Origin of the sequence: Mesorhizobium sp. M0140 (genome assembly GCF_040322475.1) — a bacterium.
Classification (GTDB): domain Bacteria; phylum Pseudomonadota; class Alphaproteobacteria; order Rhizobiales; family Rhizobiaceae; genus Mesorhizobium.
Map to the genome: position 1 here is coordinate 138215 of NZ_JAMYTM010000013.1, position 21048 is coordinate 159262.

Sequence of the window (21048 nt, forward strand, 5' to 3'; positions counted from 1 at the left end):
GGAAACCTACTTCTCCAGGCGCGCTAGCAGCGAGGACGTGTCCCAGCGCTTGCCGCCCATCGCCTGCACATCCTTGTAGAACTGGTCGACAAGTGCTGTCACCGGCAGTCTGGCGCCATTGCGATCGGCCTCGGCCAGACAGATGCCGAGATCCTTGCGCATCCAGTCGACGGCGAAGCCGAAATCATATTTGCCGGCGTTCATCGTCTTATGGCGGTTCTCCATCTGCCAGGAGCCGGCGGCACCCTTGGAAATCACCTCGATCACCTTCTCGATGTCGAGTCCGGCCTTCTTGCCGAAATGGATTCCTTCGGCCAGGCCTTGGACGAGGCCGGCTATGGTGATCTGGTTGATCATCTTGGTGAGCTGGCCGGCACCGGCCGACCCCATCAAACCGACCATGCGGGCAAAAGCGTCGATAACAGGCTTCGCTCTGTCGAAAGCGTCCTGCTCGCCGCCGACCATGACGGTCAGTACGCCATTCTCGGCGCCGGCCTGGCCGCCCGAGACAGGCGCATCGAGAAACGAAAACCCGCCGGCTTCCGCCGCCGCCGCCAGCTCGCGAGCGACCTCGGCCGAGGCCGTGGTGTTGTCGATGAAGACCGAACCCTTCTTCATCGATTTGAAGGCGCCTTCCGGACCGGTCGTCACCGAACGCAGATCGTCGTCATTGCCGACACAGGAGAAGACAAAATCCTTGCCCTCGGCGGCCTGTGCCGGCGTCGCCGCAAGGCTACCGCGATGCTGGCCAACCCATTGCTCGGCCTTGGCCTTGGTGCGGTTGTAGACGGTGACATCATGGCCACCCTTGTTCTTCAAGTGCCCGGCCATCGGATAGCCCATCACGCCAAGACCGAGAAATGCAACAGATGCCATGAGCTTGCCCTTCAGAAACGGAATTTGCTGGGAAAGCTCTAGGCTCTGCGCTCAATTCGTCAAGACGCGTAGGGCAGGATCGGCTGGTGCAGCTGAATTGAAATAGTCAGCGTTTCAGGTGAACGGTGATCCGGCGCTCGATCCATTCGACGCCATGGCGCAATATCTCGACCATCACCAGATAGACGAGCGCGACCCAGATATAGGCCTGGATGTCGAACGAGTTGGCGAAGGCGAGCTTTGCATTGCCCATCAGATCATAGACCGTGATGATGGCGACGATGGCGGACGCCTTGACCATCAGGATCAGTTCGTTGCCATAGGGCCGCAAGGCGACGATCAGTGCCTGCGGCAGGATGATCTTGCGCAACGTCTGCAATTTGTGCAGGCCAAGCGAGGCAGCGCCTTCCCACTGCCCACGAGGCACGCTCTCGATGGCGCCGCGCAGAATCTCGGCCTGATAGGCGGCGGTGTTGAGCGCAAAGGCAAAGACGCCGCAATTGAACGCGTCCTTGAAAAAGTCCCAGAGGCCGATCGACTGGAGCTCGACCCTGAATGAGCCCAATCCGTAATAGACGAGATAAGTCTGGACCAGCAGCGGCGTGCCGCGGAAGAAATAGACGTAGCAATAGGCGAGGCCGGACAGGATCCGGTTCTTGGACATGCGCCCGTAAGCGACGGGCACCGACAGGATCGCGCCGAGCACCATCGATATGGAAACCAGCGAGAGCGTTACCCCAAGCCCTCGCAAATAGGCTGGCGCATATTTGGCGAAGAACTCAGGGTTCCAGGCAAGGAAGAGATAGCTGATGATGCCAATGCCGAACAAAATCCATAGGCAGACCAGCGCGTAACCGGCGATACGCCTGCGCGGCCAGCCGCGCGCCCGGGGCGGGGGCCGTTCGACCATTGTGGCCGTGGCGCTCATCGCTGCGCCTCCTGCCGACCAAGCGAGCGCAGAATAGCGCTGGTGGCGAAGGACGACAGGACGGCCAGGGCAAGAAAGACCAGGGAGGCGACGCCGAAGAACAGGAAAGCGTGCTTGGTGACACGGGCGGCAATGCTGGCATTGCGGAGCGTCTCGGCCAGGCCGACGACCGACACCAGCGACGTGTCCTTGAGCAGGCTGAGCCAGCAGTTCTCCAGGCCGGGGAACGCGATGCGCAGCAGCTGCGGCACGATCACCTTGCGCATGGTCAGCCAGTTCGAAAGACCGATGGCATAGCCACCCTCATACTGGCCTTTGGGAATGGCGCGGAAGGCGGAAAGAAAAACCTCGCTGGCATAGGACGAGAAGATCAGCGCAAGCACGATCATGCCGGCGACGAAGCTGTTGACGTCGATGGTGGTGTCCGGCCGGAAATACCTGACGAGATGCTGCAGCAGGATCGGCATGCCGAAGAAGAACAGGAAAAGCGTCACCAACTCCGGCAGGCCGCGAAAGACGGTGGTGTAGATGTTGGCGGCAAGGCGCAACGAGGGTTCTTCGGACTGCTTGGCGAGTGCAATGAAAAAGCCGATCGCCAGGCCGATGGGCAGCGTGGCAAGCGCAAGCGCAATGGTGATCAGTGCACCATAGGCAATATCGTCAAGCCAGCCTTCGGGTCCCCAACTGAGAAGTGTCCATATGCTCTGGGCTGGCATCGATCGGTCTTATCCCCACGGCATTCCCAAGATGAACAGAAGACGGCGGGGGAATTCCCCGCCGTCTTGACCGTATTTATCAGGACTCGGCGCCGTAGACGTCGAACTTGAAGTACTTGTCGTTGATTTCCTTGTATTTTCCATTGGCGCGAATGGCGTCGATGGCCGAGTTGAGCTTGTTGACCAGGTCGGTTTCGCCCTTGCGCACGGCAATACCGGCGCCAGGCCCGAAGATCTCGACCGGCTGCGGCGAAGGTTGGCCGAGGATCTTGCAGCAGGCGCCGTCAGGCGAATCCAGAAACTGCTGCAGCACGACAATATCGTCCTCGATGGCGTCGAGACGGCCATTGGCAAGATCTGCCTGCTCCTCGGGGCTGCTCGGATAGCCCTTCACGGTGCTGTCGGTGTAGGTCTTCGAGGCATAGTTGAAATGCGTCGTGGTGGTGGCGACGCCGATGGTCTTGCCGGCGAGATCTTCCTTGGTCACGCCTTTCAGCGTGCTGTCCTTCGGCACGGCGAGCGCCGACGGCGTGTTGTAGTATTTGTGCGAGAAGTCGACCTTTTCCATCCGCTCCGGCGTGATCGACATCGAGGCGACGATGGCGTCGAACTTGCCGGCCTGAAGGGCGGGAATGATGCCGTCCCAATCCTGGGCGACGAAGGTGCACTTGACCTTCATCTCATCACAAAGCGCCTTGGCGATGTCGATGTCGAAACCCACGAGCTGGCCATCGGCGGTAAGGTTGTTGAAGGGTGGGTAGGCGCCTTCGGTGCCGATCCTCAGGGTCTTTTCCTGGGCCTGGGCGACGCCGAGCGTCAGCAGCGCGGCCGATGCGGCAAGCGCGATACGCAGTGAAATACGCATTATGGTCCTCTCTTTATGGTCCCGGCCGTCGTTCCGAACGGCTCTGTGGGGCGGTGCTTTTGACCGCCCGCTGGCGCGATACTCCCACTCTTTCCAAGAAAAAAGCAACTGCAAAACCGTAAAAATGGGCAAGGCTATTCTGCCGTTGCGTCAGCGCTCAAGCAACGAGCCCAGTGGTGCGCTCGATGAAGTCGGCTATCGATTTTGCATCGTCGAGATCGAATACCGGCAGCAGCTCGCCTTCAATCGCAAAATCGGCGGCGACAGCGACGATGTTGGGATCCTCCGCCGAAAGCGGCGTACGGTCCTTCGCATCCAGCCGGCGGGTTTCGATCTTGCTGTGGGCTTCGCGCTTGTAGCCTTCGACCAGCACCAGGTCGCAAGGGGCAAGCCGCGACAGTACAGTCTCCAATGTCGGCTCATCCTCGCCGCGCAGCTCGTGCATCAGTGCCCAGCGAACGCCGGAGACGATCGCGACTTCGGTGGCGCCGGCCTGCCGGTGGCGGAAACTGTCGGCACCCGGTTTGTCGATGTCGAAATCATGATGGGCGTGTTTCACCGTCGACACCTTCCAGCCGCGCCGGACAAGTTCGGTGACCAGCCTTTCGGTCAAAGTCGTCTTGCCGGAATTCTTCCAGCCGGTGATGCCGAAGACGCGTCTGTTCATGGCTTGATGCTCTGCAACAGACGCTCGGCAGACACAAGATCGTCCGGTTCGTTGATGTTGAAGAAAGGGTCGATCCCCGCCGATTGCGGAACCGGGAATTCCACCTCGACAAAACCGTGCCGGTCGATGAAAGCCGAAACCCGCCTGTTGTCCTCATCGACCAGAAAGTGCCGCAAGGCATCGCGGCAGCCGAGCGGCCAGAGCGCGAAGGTCGGGTGCCGCTTGCCGGCCGAGCGGGCAACGGCAATCGAACCGTGACTTTGGTCGGCGGCCGCTGCCAGACGCTCGACAAGGTCCAACGGCAGGAAGGGCGTGTCGCCGGCAGCGCTGACGATCGCCTTGCAGCCCGGGTTGGCCGCGGCCCATTCGAGGCCGGTCAGGATTCCGGCGAGCGGCCCGGCAAAGCCGGGCACGCTGTCGGCAAGCACCGGCAGTCCAAAGCGCAGGAATCGTGCAGGATCGCCATTGGCGCTGAGCGCCAGCGATTCTATTTGCGGGGTGAAGCGCGACACGACCTGGTCAAGCAGGCAGCCATCGCCAAGCGGCAACAGGCTCTTGTCGCCGCCGCCCATCCGTCTCGACTGGCCACCGGCCAGGATGATCCCCGCAATGTCTCGCTTCATGCCACGAAGCCTGTACGCCAGCCGTCGGAAATCACAAGAACCTTCAATGATCTGGCTAGATTCCGTCCGGAACCATGCTCGGCCCCGTGCTTTCGGCGACGATCTTGCGCCGGCCGGCGACCCGCTCGCGGTAGAGCGCATAGAGGCCCGAGCCGATGATGATGGTGGCGCCGACGATCATCGGCGGATCGGGGATATCGGCGAAGATGAACAGGCCAAGCAGGATCGACCAGATCAGGGCCGTATAGCGGAACGGCGCGATGAAGGAGATGTCGCCCGCCCGCATCGCCATGATGATGAACTGGTAGCCGATCAGCACCAGCACCGCCGCCAGGGCCAGCAGGGCTGTGCTGTCCCCCGTCATCGGCGTCCAGCCGCCCATTGCCGGCAACAGCGCCGCACCGACGATGGTCATGGCAAGCGCGGTTGCCGTCGACACCAGCAATGTCGGAATGGCCTTGGGAATTTGCTTGGTGGCGAGATCGCGCACCGCACAACAGGCAACGCTGGCCAGCGCCGCCAGCGAGTAGATGCTGAACCCTTCGAAGCCAGGCCGCACGATGATCAGCACGCCGGCAAATCCGATGGCGATGGCCAGCCAGCGCCGCCAGCCGACAGCCTCGCCAAAGACGAGCGCGGCCCCCATCGTCACCGCCAGTGGCAGCGCCTGCAGCACCGCCGAAACATTGGCGATCGGCAAATGGGCGAGGGCGACGAGAAAACTCACCGTGGCACCGGCCTCGCTGATCACGCGCAGGGCCACCAGAGGCTGCAGCATCGAGCCCGGGCGGGCGAGCGCGCCGCGCTGCCAGGCGAGCAAGCCAACGAAAAGCGAAGCGAAAGCCCCACGGATCAACATGACCTGCGCCATGTTCATCGATTGTGACGAGTATTTGGTGATGGCGTCGTTGAGGCAGAAGCCGGCCATCGCCACCATCATGAACAACGCGCCGCGAATATTTGGTGACAGGGGCAAGACGGCTACCGGTTCTGCTAATGCATGTCGCCCAAAAGTGACCTCGATTTTTGGGAAACGGCATGCATAAGAAACAAAGACCTAAAGCGCGTCACCTGAATCCGTTCAAACGCGACGCGCTTTAGGCAGCAAGCCTGTAACAGCCGGGCATGAAACAGCAATAGCAAAGGGCTGGGCCACAGCCTTGTTTGTGGCCCAGAAGATCACCTGCAATGGCGGCAGAACTTACTTCTTCGGCGTCAGCACCTCGGTGCCATTGCCTTCCTTGCCGGCGATGGTCCACAGACCATGCAGCGAGCCGTCATCCGTCATCTTGTAGACGACGAGGCCGATATCCTTGCCCATGACATAGCCGGCGGAGAAGGCGTCATCGTTGCGCATGCAGATGCCGTCGGAAGATGAGCCACCGGTTTCCCAATGGATCGCGCAGGTCGTCCCGCTGGTCAGCGTGATGGTGGCTTCGCCGCCATAGGCCGAACCGTCGAAGTTGGTGCCGGCGACCGTATAGGTGCCGCCGATCGACTGCGCCGCGGCGGGCGCGGCCGCGAGACCGAGCAAGGCGAGAGAAAGAATGAGTTTGCGCATGATGTATTCCCCCTGTGAGCGAAGAGCCGCTTCCAGAGAAAGGCTAGGCTGGAACAGACTGGCCGTAAATCCGGCTGCGGTTCGCGAACAAGACTTTTTCTGGGGTGTGGTCCGAAACGTTCATGGTCCCTTGAGACTGCCGGCAATGGCGCCGACCAGCGGGTCGTATTTCGACTTCAGGGCCGGAGGGTAGTCGACCCAGACCGTGCGGATGACGCCATCTCCACCAAACAGGCGCCGCTCGTAAAAGATCTTTCCTTCCTTCAAGCCCGACAGCACTGCCCAGTCCTTTCCGGCCCTGCTGTAGGTCACCTTGTAGCCCGGCTCGTTGCTCGCCTTCTGCGCCGCGACAAAGCCTTTCGGCGTATCGTCGTCGATGTTGAGGATGCCCGAGCAGATCAGGCTGGCACCATCGGCACTCAGCCATTGCTGCCCGTCGCCATTGTCGGGCTCGGGCTGGTGCTCGGTGAAGATTTCCTCGGGAAAGGTGCAGACGGTGCCGAAGCGCTCGTTCACATAGGTGAACGGCGCGGCAATTGCCGTGCTCGCCGCGATCGCAGCGAAAAACGTCCCGAATGAAAAGAACCGCCGCATGTCTTGCCCCGAAGTCGATGACCGCACGGCAATTCTTGCACAGATCGGCGGGAAGATCAGCCGCCGGTGACGCTCATATGGCGCGATACCGATGGGCGGCTGGTGCGGCGGTCGATGATGAAGTCATGGCCTTTCGGCTTGCGGCCGATCGCTTCGTCTATCGCTTCGGCGACCAGCTCGTTGCCTTCGGAGGCGCGCAAGGGCGCGCGCAGGTCAGCGGCATCTTCCTGGCCCAGGCACATATAGAGGGTGCCGGTGCAGGTCAGCCGGACGCGGTTGCAGCTTTCGCAGAAATTATGCGTCATCGGCGTGATGAAGCCGAGCCGTCCGCCGGTCTCGGCGACCTGGACGTAGCGGGCCGGGCCGCCGGTCTTGAAGGGAATGTCGGTCAGCGTGAACTGGCGTTCCAGCGACGCGCGCAGCAGCGACAGCGGCAAATACTGGTCGGTGCGGTCGGCATCGATCTCGCCCATCGGCATGGTTTCGATGACCGTCAGGTCCATGCCGCGGCCATGCGCCCAGCGCATCATCTCGGGTAGCTCGGCGTCGTTGAAATCCTTCAGCGCCACCGCGTTGAGCTTGACCTTCAGCCCCGCCGCCTGCGCGGCATCGATGCCTTGCATGACCTTGTCGAGATGGCCCCAGCGGGTGATCTTGTGGAACTTGTCGGCATCGAGCGTATCGAGCGACACGTTGATGCGCTTCACGCCGCAATCGGCGAGTTCGGCGGCAAAGCGCGACAGCTGCGAGCCGTTGGTGGTCAGCGTCAGTTCTTCCAGCGCGCCGCTGGCGAGATGCCGCGACAGCTGGCGCACCAGATGCATGATGTTCTTGCGCACCAGCGGCTCGCCGCCGGTCAGGCGCAACCGCCTGACGCCCTTTTCGATGAAAACCGTGCACAGCCGATCAAGCTCTTCCAGCGACAGCAGGTCCTTCTTCGGCAGGAAGGCCATGTCCTCGGCCATGCAATAGGTGCAGCGGAAATCGCAGCGGTCGGTGACCGACACGCGGAGATAGCTGATCGTGCGGCCGAAAGGATCAATCATGTCCATGCAAGCGCTTCCCGTGGCCGTGAACGGCTTCGTTATATACCGCTATGTGATACGATCCGGCCATTCATTCAAGATACCGCCTCTCGATCTTTGGTAACATCCCTCAGCCGACATCGCATGTCGGTCGGTCTCATCAGGTCTTTTCCCGTTTGGCGAAGCGGCGTAGGGAAGGGCGGATGAGACGGGATCGAACAGCATGACCGCACCGAAAGAGCTCAGGGTCTCCAAGGACCGCAAACTTTTGTCCGTCACCTTTCCCGACCATCGGCCGTTCGAACTGCCGGCGGAACTGCTGCGCGTCGCCTCGCCATCGGCCGAAGTGCAGGGCCATTCGCCGGATCAGCGGGTGACGGTCCCCGGCAAGCGCAATGTCGCAATCCTCAAGATCGAGCCAGTCGGCAACTACGCCGTGCGCATCACCTTCGACGATTTCCACGACACCGGCATCTTCACCTGGAATTACCTGCATACGCTCGGCCACGAGAAGGATGCGCGCTGGGAAGCCTATCTCGCGGAGCTTGCGGAAAAGGGCCTGAGCCGGGACCGCTAAAATTGATTCCCCTCGCTGTCGTCAAAACGTCATCGATATGGCGTAGCGCCGGCAAAAGTTTGGAGGCGAAAACATGTCCGTCATCACCACGGTCGAGCAGCTCGAGGCGCTCTATGGCGTTCCAGGCGAGGCCTCGCTGGTCAAGGAACTCGACCACGTCATTCCCGAATATGCCGCCTTCATCGAAGCCTCGCCGTTCGTCGCGCTGGCGACCAGTGGCCCGGAGGGGCTGGACTGTTCGCCGCGCGGCGATCTCGCCGGCTTTGTGCGCATCCATGATCCGAAAACCCTGATGATGCCGGATCGTCGCGGCAACAACCGCGCCGATTCGCTGAAAAACATCATCCGCGACCCACGCGTCGGCCTGCTGTTCCTGGTACCGGGCTCCGGCACGACGCTGCGTGTCAACGGCCGCGCTCATATCACCACGGATACGGCGCTGTGCGCATCATTCACGGTGGACGGCAAGGCGGCGCGATCGGTAACCGTCGTCGACATCGATTCGGTCTATTTCCAATGCGCCCGGGCCATCGTCCGTTCCGAGCTCTGGAACGCGGCAAGGCACGTCGACCCGAAGTCGCTGCCGACGCCCGGACAAATCCTGGAAATCACCAGCCGCAGCAACATCGACGGCGAAACCTACGACAAGGAATGGCCGGAGCGGGCGAAGAAGACGATGTGGTAGGTCCAGGCTGAAAGGTCGTCACGCCTCTTTTAGCACATCATAGATCTTGCGCATCTGCTCGCCGATCATGTCGCATTGTTCCGGCGTCGACTGGCTCATCGCCTTCTCGATCAGCGCCATATGCACTTTCAGCGCCTGCATCAGCAGCGCCTCGCCGGCCTCGGTGAGCGCGAGCCGCAGGATGCGCTTGTCCTTCTCGTCGCCTTCGCGGCGCAGCAGGCCACGCGCTTCCAACTGCGGCAAAAGCATGGTGATGTTGGAGCGGCCGACGAGCAGCTTGCGGGCAAGATCGTGCTGCGACATGCCGGGGTGGCGATAGAGGTTCATCAGCACGTCGAGCTGCGCCGGTTTCAAATCGAGCGGTGCAAGCTTCACCGCGAGCGTGCGCTCCAGCACATGGCAAGCGCGCGCCACCGCGACCCAGTTGCGGAAACGCGGGTTGTCCCAAGGCAGCTCTTGATTATTGTTCATCTTTGAACTATTATGTTCATGCTTGAACGTATGGATGGATTTTCACTATGGCATCATTCGGGCTGAAGGTCATCCGGGGCGTGTTCGGTGCGGCAGAGCGTGTCGCGCCGCGGCTTAGCGGACGCGCGGCGTTCGAATTGTTCTGCCGCACCCCGAATGTCAAGGCGCTCAGCGATGGCGAGCGCCGCGCTGTCGAGCGTGCGGCCGGGTTCATGACCGAGGCGCGACATCACCGACTGAAGACCGCGACCGGCTGCGTCATGGTGCACGAATTCCGGCCCGAGCCGGGCAGGGCGGCCGCCGGCACGGTGCTCGTCGTCCATGGCTGGCGCTCGCGCACCGAATATATGCGCGCCTTGATCGAAGGCTATCGCGCCGCCGGCTACAGGGTCGTTTCGCTTGACCTGCCCGGCCACGGCCAGTCGCAGGGCCGGCGCCTGAACATGGTCAATGCCGTGGATGCGGTGCGAATTGCCGGCGAATGGTTCGGCCCCTTCGTGGCGGCGGTCGGCCATTCCTTCGGCGGCGCCGTCGCCGCCAATGCCATCGCCGGTTCGGTCAAGAACATTCCGCCGCTGGCGGCCGGACGCCTGGTGCTGATCGCGGCGCCAAGTTCCCTGCCGGCGATCTTTGCCGACTTCAGTCATATGTTGAATGTCGGCCCGCGCTCGCAAGCCGCCATGGCGGACCGGGTCGAGCATCTTTCCGGCCGGCCGCTGCACGAATTCACCGGCGACCGTCAGCTCGCCCAGGCGCCGGTGCCGACCCTGGTCATCCATGCGCAGGACGATCGCGAAGTGTCGGCCGATCATGCAAGGCGCTATGCCGGCGCCGGCGGCCATGTGCGGCTCTACTGGGCCGACGGGCTCGGCCACCGCCGTATTCTCGCCGACAAGGGCGTGGTCGAACGCGCCGTCGGCTTCGTGACGCATCGCGAGCCATTGCTGCTGCACTGAGCGGCGGTCGAGATTATTTCTTCTTCTCGCCGGGTTCGACCGGCAGTCCGGCGGCCTTCCAGGCGGTGTAGCCGCCAAGGATGTGCTTGACCGGCGAAAGCCCCATGTCCTGCGCCGTCTTTGTGGCCAGCGCCGAGCGCCAGCCGCCGGCGCAGAAGAACACGAAGCTCTTTCCCGAGGCGAAGAACGGCTTGTGGTAAGGGCTTTCGGGGTCGATCCAGAACTCCAGCATGCCGCGCGTGACATGCTTGGCGCCGGGAATCTTGCCGTCGCGTTCCACTTCGCGTGGATCGCGCAGATCGACGAAGATCGTGTCTTCATCGTCGAGCAGCCCGGCCGCTTCCTCCGGCGAAACCACCTCGATCACGGCGTTCGCCTCGTCCAGCAGCTCGCGATAACCCTTTTTCACACTCTCATCCCTCCCGGCCTTGCCGGCCCTAGCATTGCTGGCCTCCCGGCCTTGCCGGCCCTAGCATTGCTGGCAAGTCAGAATTTCGAGCACACCAGCCGGCGTTTGTCACGCCGCGTTGCCGCCGGCCAGCGTCCTCCAGGCCGCCATGGCCCCGGCAACCGTCGCCAGCAGGGCATCGTGCGAGGCGCCGTCGCGTGCCTGGATCGACATGCCGTGCTGGACCGTGGCGAAGAAAGTCGCGGCGGCGCTCGCATCGAAATTCGCCGGCAATTCGCCTTCGGCAACGCCGCGCTCGAGACGCTTCCGCAGGGCGGTGTGGTTTTCGGCACGACGACGGCGCAGATCGTCGCAGATGGCGCCTCGGCTCGAATCCTGATGCAGCGCGCCGAGCGTGATCAGGCAGCCCTGCGGACGATCGCTCTGCGCATAGGCCTTCGCCGTCAGGCTCAGGAATTGTTCGATCGCCTGCCGCGCGGTCGGAGCCTCGTCCAATGCCAGCCAGATGTCGGCACCCTCGGTGTGCGAGTAAAAATCCGTCGCCTCCAGGAACAGCGCCTCCTTGCTGCCGAAGGCGGCGTAGAGGCTGGGCGAGTTGATGCCCATGGCGGCGGTCAGCTCGCTCATCGATGCGCCTTCGTAGCCACGCGCCCAGAACACCTGCATCGCACGTCGCAGGGCTGCGGTTCGATCGAAGGTGCGGGGACGGCCTCGTTCCGGCATGATGCTCTTTTCTGTGTTGATCGATACATAATTAAGTTGACGCCGGTGGGCAAGGCTGACAGATATTTATGTATCGATCGTTACAAAAGGAGAAATCGATGTCATTCAACCAACTGGGCGGCAAGGCCGCGCTCGTCACCGGCGGCAGTCGCGGCATCGGTGCGGCGATTGCGCGACGGCTCGCGGCCGACGGCGCCAGTGTCGCGCTGACTTATGTGCATGGCGAGGAGCAGGCTCGCTCGGTTGTCGCCGAAATCGAGGCCAAGGGCGGCCGCGCCATCGCGATCAGGGCCGACAACCGCGATGCGGTCGCCATAGACAAGGCCGTCGACGACGCAGTGACCGCCTTCGGCCGGCTCGACATCCTGGTCAACAGCGCCGGCATCTGGCGGGCCGCCCCCATCGACACGCTGTCGCTCGCAGATTTCGACGAGACCATGGAGGTCAATCTCCGGGCTCCATTCATCGCCTCGAAGGCGGCGGCCGTGCATATGGGTGAGGGCGGCAGGATCATCTCGATTGGCAGCAACCTTGCCGAGAGGGCGACCGACGGCAGCCTCACGGCCTATTCAGCCAGCAAGGCGGCGCTGGTCGGCCTGACCAAGGCGCTGGCGCGCGACCTCGGCGCGCGCGGCATCACCGCCAACGTCGTCCACCCCGGTTCGACCGACACCGACATGAACCCGGCCGACGGCCCGCACGCCGAGCATCAGCGCCGGAAGATGGCAACACCGCGTTTCGGCAAGGCCGATGACATTGCCGGTATGGTCGTCTGGCTTGCAGGCCCTGAAGGCCGCTTCGTCACCGGCGCTGCCCTGACCATCGATGGCGGCGCCAACGCCTGATCCCGAGAGATTTCCGGCTGGGGCGGAACAACCCTCCGCTCCAGCCGTCACGATCTTGTGAAACCGTTCTGCAACAGGCTTTCCAAAATTTATGAAAGCTTAACGAAATCGGTATGAATCAGTATAGTCGCGCCTTACATCCGCCATGCGGTGAGCGGGACGATCTAGCGTGCGGAACGGGAACCGGTTGCGGCCGGAGCGGGTGATTCATGAAATTCCTCGGAAACAAAGCAACCGTGATGCCGCTGATGGCGATCACGGCAACGCTGGCTTTCGGTGTACCCCAGGCAGGCGCGCAGGGGCTCTTCGACATGCTTTTCGGCGGCGGCGTCAAGCATGCGCCGAAAGGCGAGTTTCCGCCCCCGCCGCCGAAGAACAAGCCAAAGCCGAAAGTGTCCGGTGGTGGCGGCGGCAATGTGAAGATCAGCAGCCCATCCTACTACACCTACAAGGCCGACCGGCTGGTTCGCGTCGACTTCTCGGCATTGGCCGCGACGCCGCAGCCGGCGACACCGCAGGACGCCGCCTTCGTGCCGTCGGCAACGGGCGCTGCGTTCCGTGATGCGGTTGCCAGCTTGGGTGACTACGAACTCTTAGCCGAGCCCGACATCGCCAAGGCGCTGATCGCGTATTACTCGGCCAATCCGGATTTCATCTGGATAAGCGGAACCAGCCTCAACAGCCGCGCGCAGGATGCGGTGCGGGTGCTTGGCGAGGCTTCAAGCTATGGCCTCACGCCCGCCGACTATACGGTCGAAGTGCCCGCTGCCGGCGCATCGTCGGCCGATGCCAATGCGCAACTGAAAGAGCTCGTCCGTTTCGAGATGGCGCTTTCCGCGCGTGTGCTGCGCTATGCCCACGACGCCCAGAACGGCCGCGTCGATCCCAACCGCATGACCGGCTACTATGATTTCCCGGCCAAGCCGCTCGACTTGCAAGGCGTGCTGAGGACGCTGGCGCATACCCAGCAAGTGCGCACCTATCTCGAATCGCGGCATCCGCAGAATGCGGAATACCAGGCACTGCGCGTCGAGCTGGAATCGCTGCAGGCCAGTGCGGAAAACGAAATCGTCGTCGACCCCAAACTGTTGCTGAAGCCGGGCGAAACCAGTCCCGAACTGCCGAAGCTCCTGACCTTGATCGCGCGCAATCTCGATGACGAGATGGGCGGCGCCTATGGCGAGATCCTGTCCAGGCTGGCCACCAGCGACGTCTACGTTCCGGAACTGGTCCCGGTCATCAAGGCCGTGCAGCAGAAGGCAGGCATGAAGGGCGACGGCGTCATCGGCCCGCGCACTGTGGCGACGCTGGCCGGAACATCCAAGGCCGACAAGCTGCTGAAGGTGGAAGTGGCGCTGGAGGAACTGCGCTGGCTGCCCTCCGATCTTGGCAGTCCGCGCGTCTTCATCAACCAGCCGGCCTTTACCGCAAGCTACATCGACAATGGCGAGGAAAAGCTCAAGACGCGTGTCGTCGTTGGCCGGACCACCAACCAGACCTCTTTCTTCTACGACCAGATCAAGCAGGTCGATTTCCATCCCTATTGGGGCGTGCCGCAGTCGATCATCGTCAACGAGATGCTGCCGAGATTGCGCAACGATCCGGGCTATCTCGACCGGGCCGGCTACGAGGTGACGGATTCGCGCGGCAAGCGCATTCCTTCGTCGGCGGTCAATTGGGGCGCCTATGGCTCCAACATCCCCTACAGCGTTCGCCAGCAGCCGAGCGAGGCCAACGCGCTGGGCGAGTTGAAGATCCTGTTCCCCAACAAGCACGCGATCTACATGCACGACACCCCGCAGAAATCATTCTTCCAGCGGGATATGCGCGCGCTCAGCCATGGCTGCGTGCGGCTGCAGGACCCGCGCGGCATGGCAGCGGCGGTGCTTGGCACCTCCGTGGACTATATCGCCGAGAAGCTGAAGCACGGCCATGCGACCGAGAATGTGACGCGCACGATCCCGGTCTATGTCGCCTATTTCACCGCCTGGCCTGATCTGTCCGGCAAGGTCGAGTATTTCGGCGACGTCTACGACCGCGACTCGCGCCTCAAGCAGGCTCTGGACGCTACGGAGGCGGTTCGCTCGCCTTCGAGTTGATCCAGGACTTTCGGTAGGCCGTTAACTCATAAATACGGAATGACCGAAAGCGGAAAGGCGGCTGAGAGGGAACGAGGAGCGGCGGCTACCGTTATCGAACAAGCTCAAAACGCAACTGTGATCCTGTTTCGGTAGGGACGAACGATGTTGAGCGCTCGAAGCGATTCTGCGACGGTGTTTTGCCATCGTCGGCATTCTGCCGATGGCTGACGAAGGTGGACCAAGCTACGGAAGTGGGCACGTTTCGCGTTCAGATGGAAGACGCGCAACCGTTGGCACGACACCATACGATGCCAACGACTTCGGGCCTTCATTCGCGATCACACGGCCACAAAACAGAGGCCCTGACCTACTCCGCGAAATGGTCACTAACGGAGGCGCCGATGTCGAGCCATTATGCGATTCTCGAAGCCCCCTCCACGCTGGGCCTGGCGACCGACGGTGTGGAGCGCTTGCCTGACCGGCTCCTGGACCTTGCCTTGCGGAGCGCATCCAGGCGCGCCGGGCCGGGCGGCTGGCTGTGCCTGCGAAGGACCCGACGCCCGATCCCGAGACCGGCACCCTGAACGCCAGGGCAATTGCGCAGTGGTCGCCCAAGCTCGCCGACGCCGTGGAAGCGGTGCTTGACGCAGGCGGGTTTCCAGTGGTGCTGGGCGGCGATTGCACGATCGTGCTGGGCTCGGCGCTCGCGTTTCGACGACGCGGCCGCTACGGCTTGCTCTTCATTGACGGCAACGCCGATTTCTTCCAGCCAGAGGCGGAACCCAATGGTGAGGGCGCCTCGATGGACCTCGCCTTCGTCACCGGCTACGGTCCATCGCTCCTGACCGACATCGAAGGTCGCGGTCCTCTGGTCCGCCCTGAAGACGCTGTCGCCTTCGCGTATCGCGATCACAAGGATCAGGAGGAGTACGGAAGCCAGCCGCTCCCCGAAGAGCTCAAGGTGCTTGACCTTCCCGCTGTGCGCGCCACGGGCATCGAGGCCGCCGCACGCGAAGCGATCGATCACCTGACGAGAGCTGAATTGGACGGCTTCTTCATCCATCTCGACGCCGACTGTCTCGACGACGTCATCATGCCAGCTGTCGATTTTCGCGTGCTAGGCGGGTTGTCGTGGGACGAGCTGACGGCTGCGCTCCGGCTTGCCTCGGCGAGCGGCAAGGCAGTCGGCCTCGAGATCACCATCTACAATCCGCGCCTTGATGAGGACGGCAGCGCCGGACGCGGCCTCGCCGACGTACTGGCCGCTGCGCTCGGAACAGCAGCGCCATGACGACGAGCTATGGCTGCTCTCAGGCAGCAAGGCGCACTGAGCGACCGATTTGAGATCGTTTTCCGACTGGCGGCTTTCATAATGCGGCGGAATCTGTTTCTTTCAGGCTCGGCATGAGCCGATATGCCGGGCTCGCGATTGTGAGCCTGCAAGCTAGTAGCGCTGGAACAATGGCCGCCGGAAGCCGGCGTCGCGCCCGGCGATCAGCCAATAGAGCAACCCGGCGACAAGTCCGGCAGCGGCAATGATGCCGATGTCGACCCAACGCTCCGGGTCCATATCCTCCGGTGCACTCGGCCAGATCAGGGCGAAACCGCCGACCGCGGCGCCGGCGCCGAAAACCATGTGCAGCAGGACATTGCGCAACGAGAAGAACTCGGCGATCAGCGCGAAGATCAGCGTCTGCAGCGCGGTCACCACGATGGTCAGGAAATAGACGAACATGCCGAGCGGCGGCACCAGCAGCACCGCGATCGGCGAAACGCCCATGACGTCGAAATAGCTGGGCGCGTTGGGCAAGGAGCTGAGCACGCCATAGATCACCGCGATGGCGATCAGGCCGACCAGCACCGACACGAAGTAGCCGGCCAACATCATCAATATGCGCTTCATCACGTGCTTTGCCGTCGCCATCCCCATCCCCCAATGCGGCGCCCAGAGCAATTCCAGGAAAAGTGTGAAACGGTTTCCGTCCGGAATTGCGCCAAAACAAAGAGTTAGAGCGGTTCACCGTTTCCATGAAGCGGTGAACTGCTCTGGCGCACAGTCAGCCATCAAAGCGACGCTGACGCAAGGGGAGGCGCCCGCGCCGGGAATGGCCGCTGACACGGCCGGGAACGAAATGTCTGCCGGCGAACCCTATTTCGGCTCCGCCGTCACAGGATCGTAGGTGATTTCGACCTTCGCCTTGTCCGCCGTGTAATAGGTGACGGTGTAGGCGCCGCTGTCCCAGTCGACCTCGTCCACATAGCGAAAGCCGTCGCGCTGCTCGACCTTGGCGATGATCTCGGACAGCTTCTTGGCATTGGGCGGCGGCAGCGGCTTGTCGTCCGCGGCCAAGGCCGGCGCGCCGGCGAGAAGAACGGCGACGCTGGTCGCCGGCAGAAATCTGGACATGGCTTTCCCTCAAGTTTTCGTCGGAGAGAAACTCGCTGGCGTGCCGGTTTGTTCCGCAGCCGGAATGCGTGCCGATTCAGTCCACAGGTTTGCAGCTGCCCGAATAATGGGCCGCCGCCCGCTTGACTTACGCAGCGCGTCGTTGAGCGGGGTGGAGACCTGAACGGGTTCGACGAGGGTCGACGGCGGTCACGATGCTGTGGTGGTGATCGCAATAGACGCGATCCGCCGAAGTTGGCCCAGCACAGAAACGATAACCGCCGGGCACTGACCGGTCTTCGCTCACCGGGAAGCGGCACTGATAGACGCCTAGCTGAATGAGGGGGACGTCTTTCGAAATCGGTCTGATATTTTCAGGCATGGTTTTTCAGGTTCCTGGTTCATAGCCATTGCCGGCCGATGGCCGCAAAGCGACCGTGTCAAGGCGAGCTTCTCTCGTTTTGGAGGGCTGTGGATCACCATATGGTGTTGGTCGCAGCGTCAATGAAGCCCGAAACCCTGCATTTCGGAAGTCAATCATTGCGACTTAAGGCCACACCAGCTGCTGGGCGGGCGGGCTACGGAAGCGAATACATCTGTCAGCAGAAGTGTGGTCGCGTCCCCGAGCATCTCTGCGAACCGCTTCGCCGGTGCTATGGTGTGCCTGCATGATCAGGCAGCAGGGATATGAGCCATGCCCGAAGTCACCCGCCGTACACTTCTTGCGTTCACCGCCGTGGCCTCAGTCATTGAACCGACATTTGCTGAAGGGGAAGGGGCCTCACCCGGATTGCGGGCGCTGATCGGAGCCCATGAAGCCACCTATGTCGGGCTTCACAGGGTTGTTCATCAAGCGGGCAGTAGCAGCCACGAACGCAAGAGGGCAGACCGGATTGAACAGGAAGCACTGCTGGCCATCTGCTCCTATCCTGCGATCAGCCGAGGCGATCGCCGGGCCAAGGCCGATTACCTGTTGACCGCCGAGGCTCGGGGTGAACTCGACCTGGAAGAGCACATGCAGGCCATCCTGCACTCGATGAAGCGCTGATCGCGGCTGGTGCATCTCCACCAGACATCGCCAACTGCCGTAAGGATTTTGGTGGGCGATGCAGGGATTGAACCTGCGACCCCACCCGTGTGAAGGGTGTGCTCTCCCGCTGAGCTAATCGCCCGCTCGTTGCCCAAAGGCCAAGCGAGCCGCGATATAAGGGAGGCGGGTGCGGGAAGTCAAGGCGGTGTTCGGCGTTCCGACAGGATCGGATTGTCGGCCTATCCGGCCTTGTCTCGACGAGACGTGGCCGCTTCCAAAGGCAATCGAATATAGGTTCTTGCGAAGAGGACCCCCACCCTAGCCCTCCCCACAAGGGGAGGGAAGCTGCCGCGCTCTCGCCTTTTGCGTCGAGAACGTTGGAAATCTGCTGATATCAGCGCCGACGGAATCTCCTCCCCCTTTGTGGGGAGGGGTTAGGAGTGGGGGTATTCGTAGGGCGCAAGCCTTTGCCCATATGCGATTTCCTGCGCCGCTCCCCGTCAGTTTCTGGCGGCGGCAATCAGCTTTTGCGCCAGATCGAGCGTCAGGGCGTCGAAATGCGAGATGACCGCCGAGGGTTCGAATTCGCGGACATGGCGGTCGGTGTAGCCGAAATCGACCGCCACCACCGGGATGCCGGCGGCCTTCGCCGTGTCGATATCGGTTTGCGAATCGCCAACCATCAGCGCGCGGTGCGGGTCGCCGCCGGCCAGCTTGATGGTCTCGATCAGATGGCGCGGGTCGGGCTTGCGGAAGGCGAACGTGTCCTGGCCGGCGATGGCCGCGAAATGCTGGGTCAGGCCGAGCGCCTCGATCAGCGCCAGCGAGTTGGCTTCGTATTTGTTGGTGCAGATGGCGAGGATATAGCCGGCCTCCTCGAAGCGCGCGATCGCCTCGACGACACCGGGGTAGGGGCGCGATTTGCCGGGGATGTTGAGCGTGTAGTGGTCGAGGAAAAGTTTCAGCAGCCGGTCGTGCTCCTCGACGGCAAGCGATCGCTGATGGGCGGCGTGCGCCCGCTCGATCATCACCCGGCCGCCGTGACCGACAAAACGCCTGAAGCCGGCTTCGTCGACCGCCGCGATCTCGCTGGCGGCCAGGCTGTGGTTCAGGCTGTCGAGCAGGTCCGGCGCTGTGTCGATCAGCGTACCGTCGAGGTCGAACACGATGATCGGTCGGGTCATGGTCTGTCCTGGGCAGGTGTGCAATGGGCAGGCGATAGCGGCTGTGGCGCGTCAAGGCAAGCGCGGGGCCAGTTCGTTCAGGCGGGGCCTGCCCATCAGGCCGGACATTCGCGGCGGGCCATCCTATATGAAAAAACCCGCCTCGACGGCGGGTTGTGGCGCAAACCAGCACCATGGACGAAAATGTAGCATAGCTGCTGTCACCGATCAAGGAAATAATTCCTATACACATCACCTGGAGAAGCGCCGTCCAGGGCTTTGACCGGACCGGCAAAAATGCTACGAGCCCGGCAGCAAGTTTCCGGGGCAACAATCGACATGGATGCAAGGCAGTTGAAGGTCGAAGCCGCGCGCGCCGCACTTGCCCATGTGGGCGACGGCATGCGGCTCGGCATCGGCACCGGCACCACGGCCGAAGAGTTCGTGCGGCTGCTTGCCGAAAAGGTTGCCACCGGCATGACCGTCATCGGCGTGCCGACCTCGGAGCGCACCGCTTCGCTGTGCCGCGAGCTTGGCGTGCCGCTGTCGACGCTGGAGGAAACGCCAGAGCTCGATCTCACCGTCGACGGCGCCGACGAAGTCGACCCGGAACTGACCTTGGTCAAGGGCGGCGGCGGCGCGCTGCTGCGCGAGAAGATCGTCGCCGCGGCGTCCCAGCGCATGATCGTCATCGCCGACCGCTCCAAGATGGTCGAGACGCTCGGCCGTTTTCCGCTGCCGATCGAGGTCAATCCGTTCGGCCTGCGCGCCACTGAAATCGCGGTTGCCGCAGCGGCTGAAAAGCTCGGTCTTTCCGGGCCGGTCACATTGAGGATGACGGGAGGGCAGGCTTTTGTTACAGACGGCGGCCATTTTATCCTCGATGCATCTTTTGGCCGCATTCCGGATACAAGAGCGCTTTCGAATGCTCTCCACGCCATTCCGGGCGTGGTCGAGCATGGTCTTTTCATCGGGCTGGCTTCAGCGGCCATCATCGCCGGCGGCGACGGTATCCAAACCGTCCATGCCGCCCGAAAACCAGGGAGTTTTACCGATCATGACGTTGCATAACCGGGTTCGCAGCCTTTCCGTCCTTTTGGCGGCCTCGGCCGTTTTCGCCTTCTCTTCGCCGGCGTTTTCGCAGGATGTCACGGATTCGCACCTGAAGGCCGCCCGCGCGGCGGTGTCTGCGATCCACGCGACCGACCCGTTCGACAACATTCTGCCGCAGGCAGCCGCGGCGCTCGAATCGCAGCTGATCCAGAAGAACCCGGACATGCAGGAACTGATCGGCAAGACGATCAGCGAGAAGGCGCTGGCGCTGGCCTCGCGCCGCGCCGACCTCGAGAAGGAAGCCGCACTCGCCTACGCGAAAGTGTTCTCCGAAAAGGAACTGGCCGACATCGCCGCCTTCTACAATTCCGATTCGGGCAAGAAGCTGCTCGATAGCGGCCCGACGGTGACCCGCGAACTGGTCAAGGCAGCCGACATCTGGCAGAACGGCCTCGGCCGCGATCTCGCCCAGCAGGTCGGCGAAACGCTGGCCGCAGCCGCCAAGGCAAAGGCGCAGGCAGCACCTGCCGCGCCCGCCGACGGAGCCGCCGCTCCGGCCGATGGCGCAGCGCCCGCCGATGGCGCGGCCCCCGCGGACAACAACTGACCCGCATTTCAAATGGCCTTGCGGCCTCCCGCGAAAGCCCGGCCTGTCCGTAATGCAGTTCACTTAGGCACCTTCAGTGTTCTGACAGGATATTTGGCTGGTAGCTTTTTGACGACACGGGGGCATGATCGCCCCCGTGTTTTTGGGAGGATGAGGTCTCCCAGCCGTTGTCTTAATCGGATGAGGTGTGCGGGTAGTTTTGCTGGC

General features: G+C 62.5%; 24 protein-coding genes, 1 tRNA gene and 1 pseudogene. 9 read left to right on the top strand and 17 right to left on the bottom strand.

The genetic code is table 11. The features are described 5' to 3' along the window. Positions 1-6: 6 nt before the first annotated feature. The 10 genes from NKJ37_RS15730 to moaA form a co-directional block, all read right to left on the bottom strand. Positions 7-876: an NAD(P)-dependent oxidoreductase gene (locus NKJ37_RS15730; protein ID WP_352774280.1), complete on the bottom strand. Its 870-nt coding sequence runs from the start codon at positions 874-876 to the stop codon at positions 7-9. A 106-nt stretch (positions 877-982) separates the two neighbouring features. Next, positions 983-1804 (bottom strand): ABC transporter permease, encoded by an 822-nt coding sequence (locus NKJ37_RS15735; RefSeq protein WP_352774282.1) that lies wholly within the window; start codon positions 1802-1804, stop codon positions 983-985. Then, complete coding sequence (locus NKJ37_RS15740) at positions 1801-2520, bottom strand: ABC transporter permease (RefSeq protein ID WP_352774284.1); 720 nt, start codon at positions 2518-2520, stop codon at positions 1801-1803. The genes NKJ37_RS15735 and NKJ37_RS15740 overlap by 4 nt, the downstream gene beginning before the upstream one ends. 79 nt (positions 2521-2599) lie before the next feature. Beyond that, the gene (locus NKJ37_RS15745) at positions 2600-3385 is read right to left on the bottom strand and encodes an ABC transporter substrate-binding protein (protein ID WP_027036615.1); all 786 of its coding nucleotides are present in this window, start codon (positions 3383-3385) and stop codon (positions 2600-2602) included. A gap of 157 nt (positions 3386-3542) precedes the next feature. Next, entirely contained in the window at positions 3543-4052 is a 510-nt protein-coding gene (gene mobB, locus NKJ37_RS15750) for a molybdopterin-guanine dinucleotide biosynthesis protein B (protein WP_352728580.1), read from the bottom strand. Then, on the bottom strand, positions 4049-4675 hold the full coding sequence (gene mobA / locus NKJ37_RS15755) for a molybdenum cofactor guanylyltransferase MobA (protein WP_352774286.1): 627 nt from the start codon (positions 4673-4675) through the stop codon (positions 4049-4051). Before mobA ends, mobB begins: the two co-directional genes overlap by 4 nt. A gap of 55 nt (positions 4676-4730) precedes the next feature. After that, the gene (locus NKJ37_RS15760; protein ID WP_023813954.1) at positions 4731-5651 is read right to left on the bottom strand and encodes a DMT family transporter; all 921 of its coding nucleotides are present in this window, start codon (positions 5649-5651) and stop codon (positions 4731-4733) included. Between the two features lie 225 nt (positions 5652-5876). Beyond that, the gene (locus tag NKJ37_RS15765) at positions 5877-6236 is read right to left on the bottom strand and encodes a hypothetical protein (RefSeq protein WP_023813955.1); all 360 of its coding nucleotides are present in this window, start codon (positions 6234-6236) and stop codon (positions 5877-5879) included. Positions 6237-6356: 120 nt separating this feature from the next. After that, positions 6357-6830: a hypothetical protein gene (locus NKJ37_RS15770; RefSeq protein ID WP_023813956.1), complete on the bottom strand. Its 474-nt coding sequence runs from the start codon at positions 6828-6830 to the stop codon at positions 6357-6359. Positions 6831-6886: 56 nt separating this feature from the next. Beyond that, on the bottom strand, positions 6887-7882 hold the full coding sequence (moaA, locus tag NKJ37_RS15775; RefSeq protein ID WP_031213805.1) for a GTP 3',8-cyclase MoaA: 996 nt from the start codon (positions 7880-7882) through the stop codon (positions 6887-6889). Between the two features lie 196 nt (positions 7883-8078). On the opposite strand from moaA, the gene NKJ37_RS15780 reads away from it, so the two are divergent. Both NKJ37_RS15780 and NKJ37_RS15785 read left to right on the top strand, forming a co-directional pair. Continuing rightward, entirely contained in the window at positions 8079-8432 is a 354-nt protein-coding gene (locus NKJ37_RS15780; RefSeq protein WP_023813958.1) for a gamma-butyrobetaine hydroxylase family protein, read from the top strand. A gap of 73 nt (positions 8433-8505) precedes the next feature. Further along, on the top strand, positions 8506-9117 hold the full coding sequence (locus NKJ37_RS15785) for a pyridoxamine 5'-phosphate oxidase family protein (RefSeq protein WP_023813959.1): 612 nt from the start codon (positions 8506-8508) through the stop codon (positions 9115-9117). A gap of 18 nt (positions 9118-9135) precedes the next feature. Here the strand turns inward: NKJ37_RS15785 and NKJ37_RS15790 are convergent, their stop codons facing one another. Next, positions 9136-9588: a MarR family winged helix-turn-helix transcriptional regulator gene (locus NKJ37_RS15790; protein ID WP_352774288.1), complete on the bottom strand. Its 453-nt coding sequence runs from the start codon at positions 9586-9588 to the stop codon at positions 9136-9138. Between the two features lie 47 nt (positions 9589-9635). Between NKJ37_RS15790 and NKJ37_RS15795 the strand changes: the two genes are divergently transcribed. Further along, positions 9636-10544 carry an alpha/beta hydrolase gene (locus NKJ37_RS15795; protein ID WP_128303656.1) on the top strand — a complete coding sequence of 303 codons (909 nt, stop codon included), beginning with the start codon at positions 9636-9638 and terminating at the stop codon, positions 10542-10544. Positions 10545-10557: 13 nt separating this feature from the next. Here NKJ37_RS15795 and NKJ37_RS15800 read toward each other — a convergent pair whose 3' ends face one another. Next, on the bottom strand, positions 10558-10953 hold the full coding sequence (locus tag NKJ37_RS15800; RefSeq protein WP_023813962.1) for a rhodanese-like domain-containing protein: 396 nt from the start codon (positions 10951-10953) through the stop codon (positions 10558-10560). Positions 10954-11061: 108 nt separating this feature from the next. Then, positions 11062-11676, bottom strand: coding sequence for a TetR/AcrR family transcriptional regulator (locus NKJ37_RS15805; protein WP_352774290.1), 615 nt, complete (start codon positions 11674-11676; stop codon positions 11062-11064). 98 nt (positions 11677-11774) lie between these two features. Between NKJ37_RS15805 and NKJ37_RS15810 the strand changes: the two genes are divergently transcribed. The 3 genes and pseudogenes from NKJ37_RS15810 to NKJ37_RS15820 all read left to right on the top strand — a co-directional run bounded on the left by NKJ37_RS15810 (position 11775) and on the right by NKJ37_RS15820 (position 15893). Further along, on the top strand, positions 11775-12521 hold the full coding sequence (locus NKJ37_RS15810; RefSeq protein ID WP_352774292.1) for a 3-oxoacyl-ACP reductase family protein: 747 nt from the start codon (positions 11775-11777) through the stop codon (positions 12519-12521). Between the two features lie 209 nt (positions 12522-12730). After that, a complete protein-coding gene (locus tag NKJ37_RS15815; RefSeq protein ID WP_352612235.1) occupies positions 12731-14620 on the top strand; it encodes a L,D-transpeptidase family protein in 1890 nt (629 codons plus the stop codon). Positions 14621-15003: 383 nt separating this feature from the next. Continuing rightward, positions 15004-15893 (top strand): annotated as a pseudogene (locus tag NKJ37_RS15820) (arginase family protein). 153 nt (positions 15894-16046) lie between these two features. Here NKJ37_RS15820 and NKJ37_RS15825 read toward each other — a convergent pair. Continuing rightward, entirely contained in the window at positions 16047-16532 is a 486-nt protein-coding gene (locus tag NKJ37_RS15825; RefSeq protein WP_032909546.1) for a hypothetical protein, read from the bottom strand. Between the two features lie 219 nt (positions 16533-16751). Then, on the bottom strand, positions 16752-17009 hold the full coding sequence (locus NKJ37_RS15830) for a PepSY domain-containing protein (RefSeq protein ID WP_023813967.1): 258 nt from the start codon (positions 17007-17009) through the stop codon (positions 16752-16754). A gap of 673 nt (positions 17010-17682) precedes the next feature. On the opposite strand from NKJ37_RS15830, the gene NKJ37_RS15840 reads away from it, so the two are divergent. Further along, entirely contained in the window at positions 17683-18036 is a 354-nt protein-coding gene (locus tag NKJ37_RS15840) for a hypothetical protein (RefSeq protein WP_031213807.1), read from the top strand. Positions 18037-18085: 49 nt separating this feature from the next. Here NKJ37_RS15840 and NKJ37_RS15845 read toward each other — a convergent pair. Next, positions 18086-18160 (bottom strand) — tRNA-Val (locus tag NKJ37_RS15845). A gap of 358 nt (positions 18161-18518) precedes the next feature. Continuing rightward, positions 18519-19202 (bottom strand): phosphoglycolate phosphatase, encoded by a 684-nt coding sequence (locus NKJ37_RS15850; RefSeq protein WP_352774294.1) that lies wholly within the window; start codon positions 19200-19202, stop codon positions 18519-18521. Positions 19203-19520: 318 nt separating this feature from the next. On the opposite strand from NKJ37_RS15850, the gene rpiA reads away from it, so the two are divergent. Together rpiA and NKJ37_RS15860 are read left to right on the top strand one after the other, a co-directional pair. Then, entirely contained in the window at positions 19521-20252 is a 732-nt protein-coding gene (gene rpiA / locus NKJ37_RS15855) for a ribose-5-phosphate isomerase RpiA (RefSeq protein WP_128306111.1), read from the top strand. Next, the gene (locus NKJ37_RS15860) at positions 20239-20841 is read left to right on the top strand and encodes a DUF2059 domain-containing protein (protein ID WP_352774296.1); all 603 of its coding nucleotides are present in this window, start codon (positions 20239-20241) and stop codon (positions 20839-20841) included. Before rpiA ends, NKJ37_RS15860 begins: the two co-directional genes overlap by 14 nt. Positions 20842-21048 lie beyond the last annotated feature (207 nt).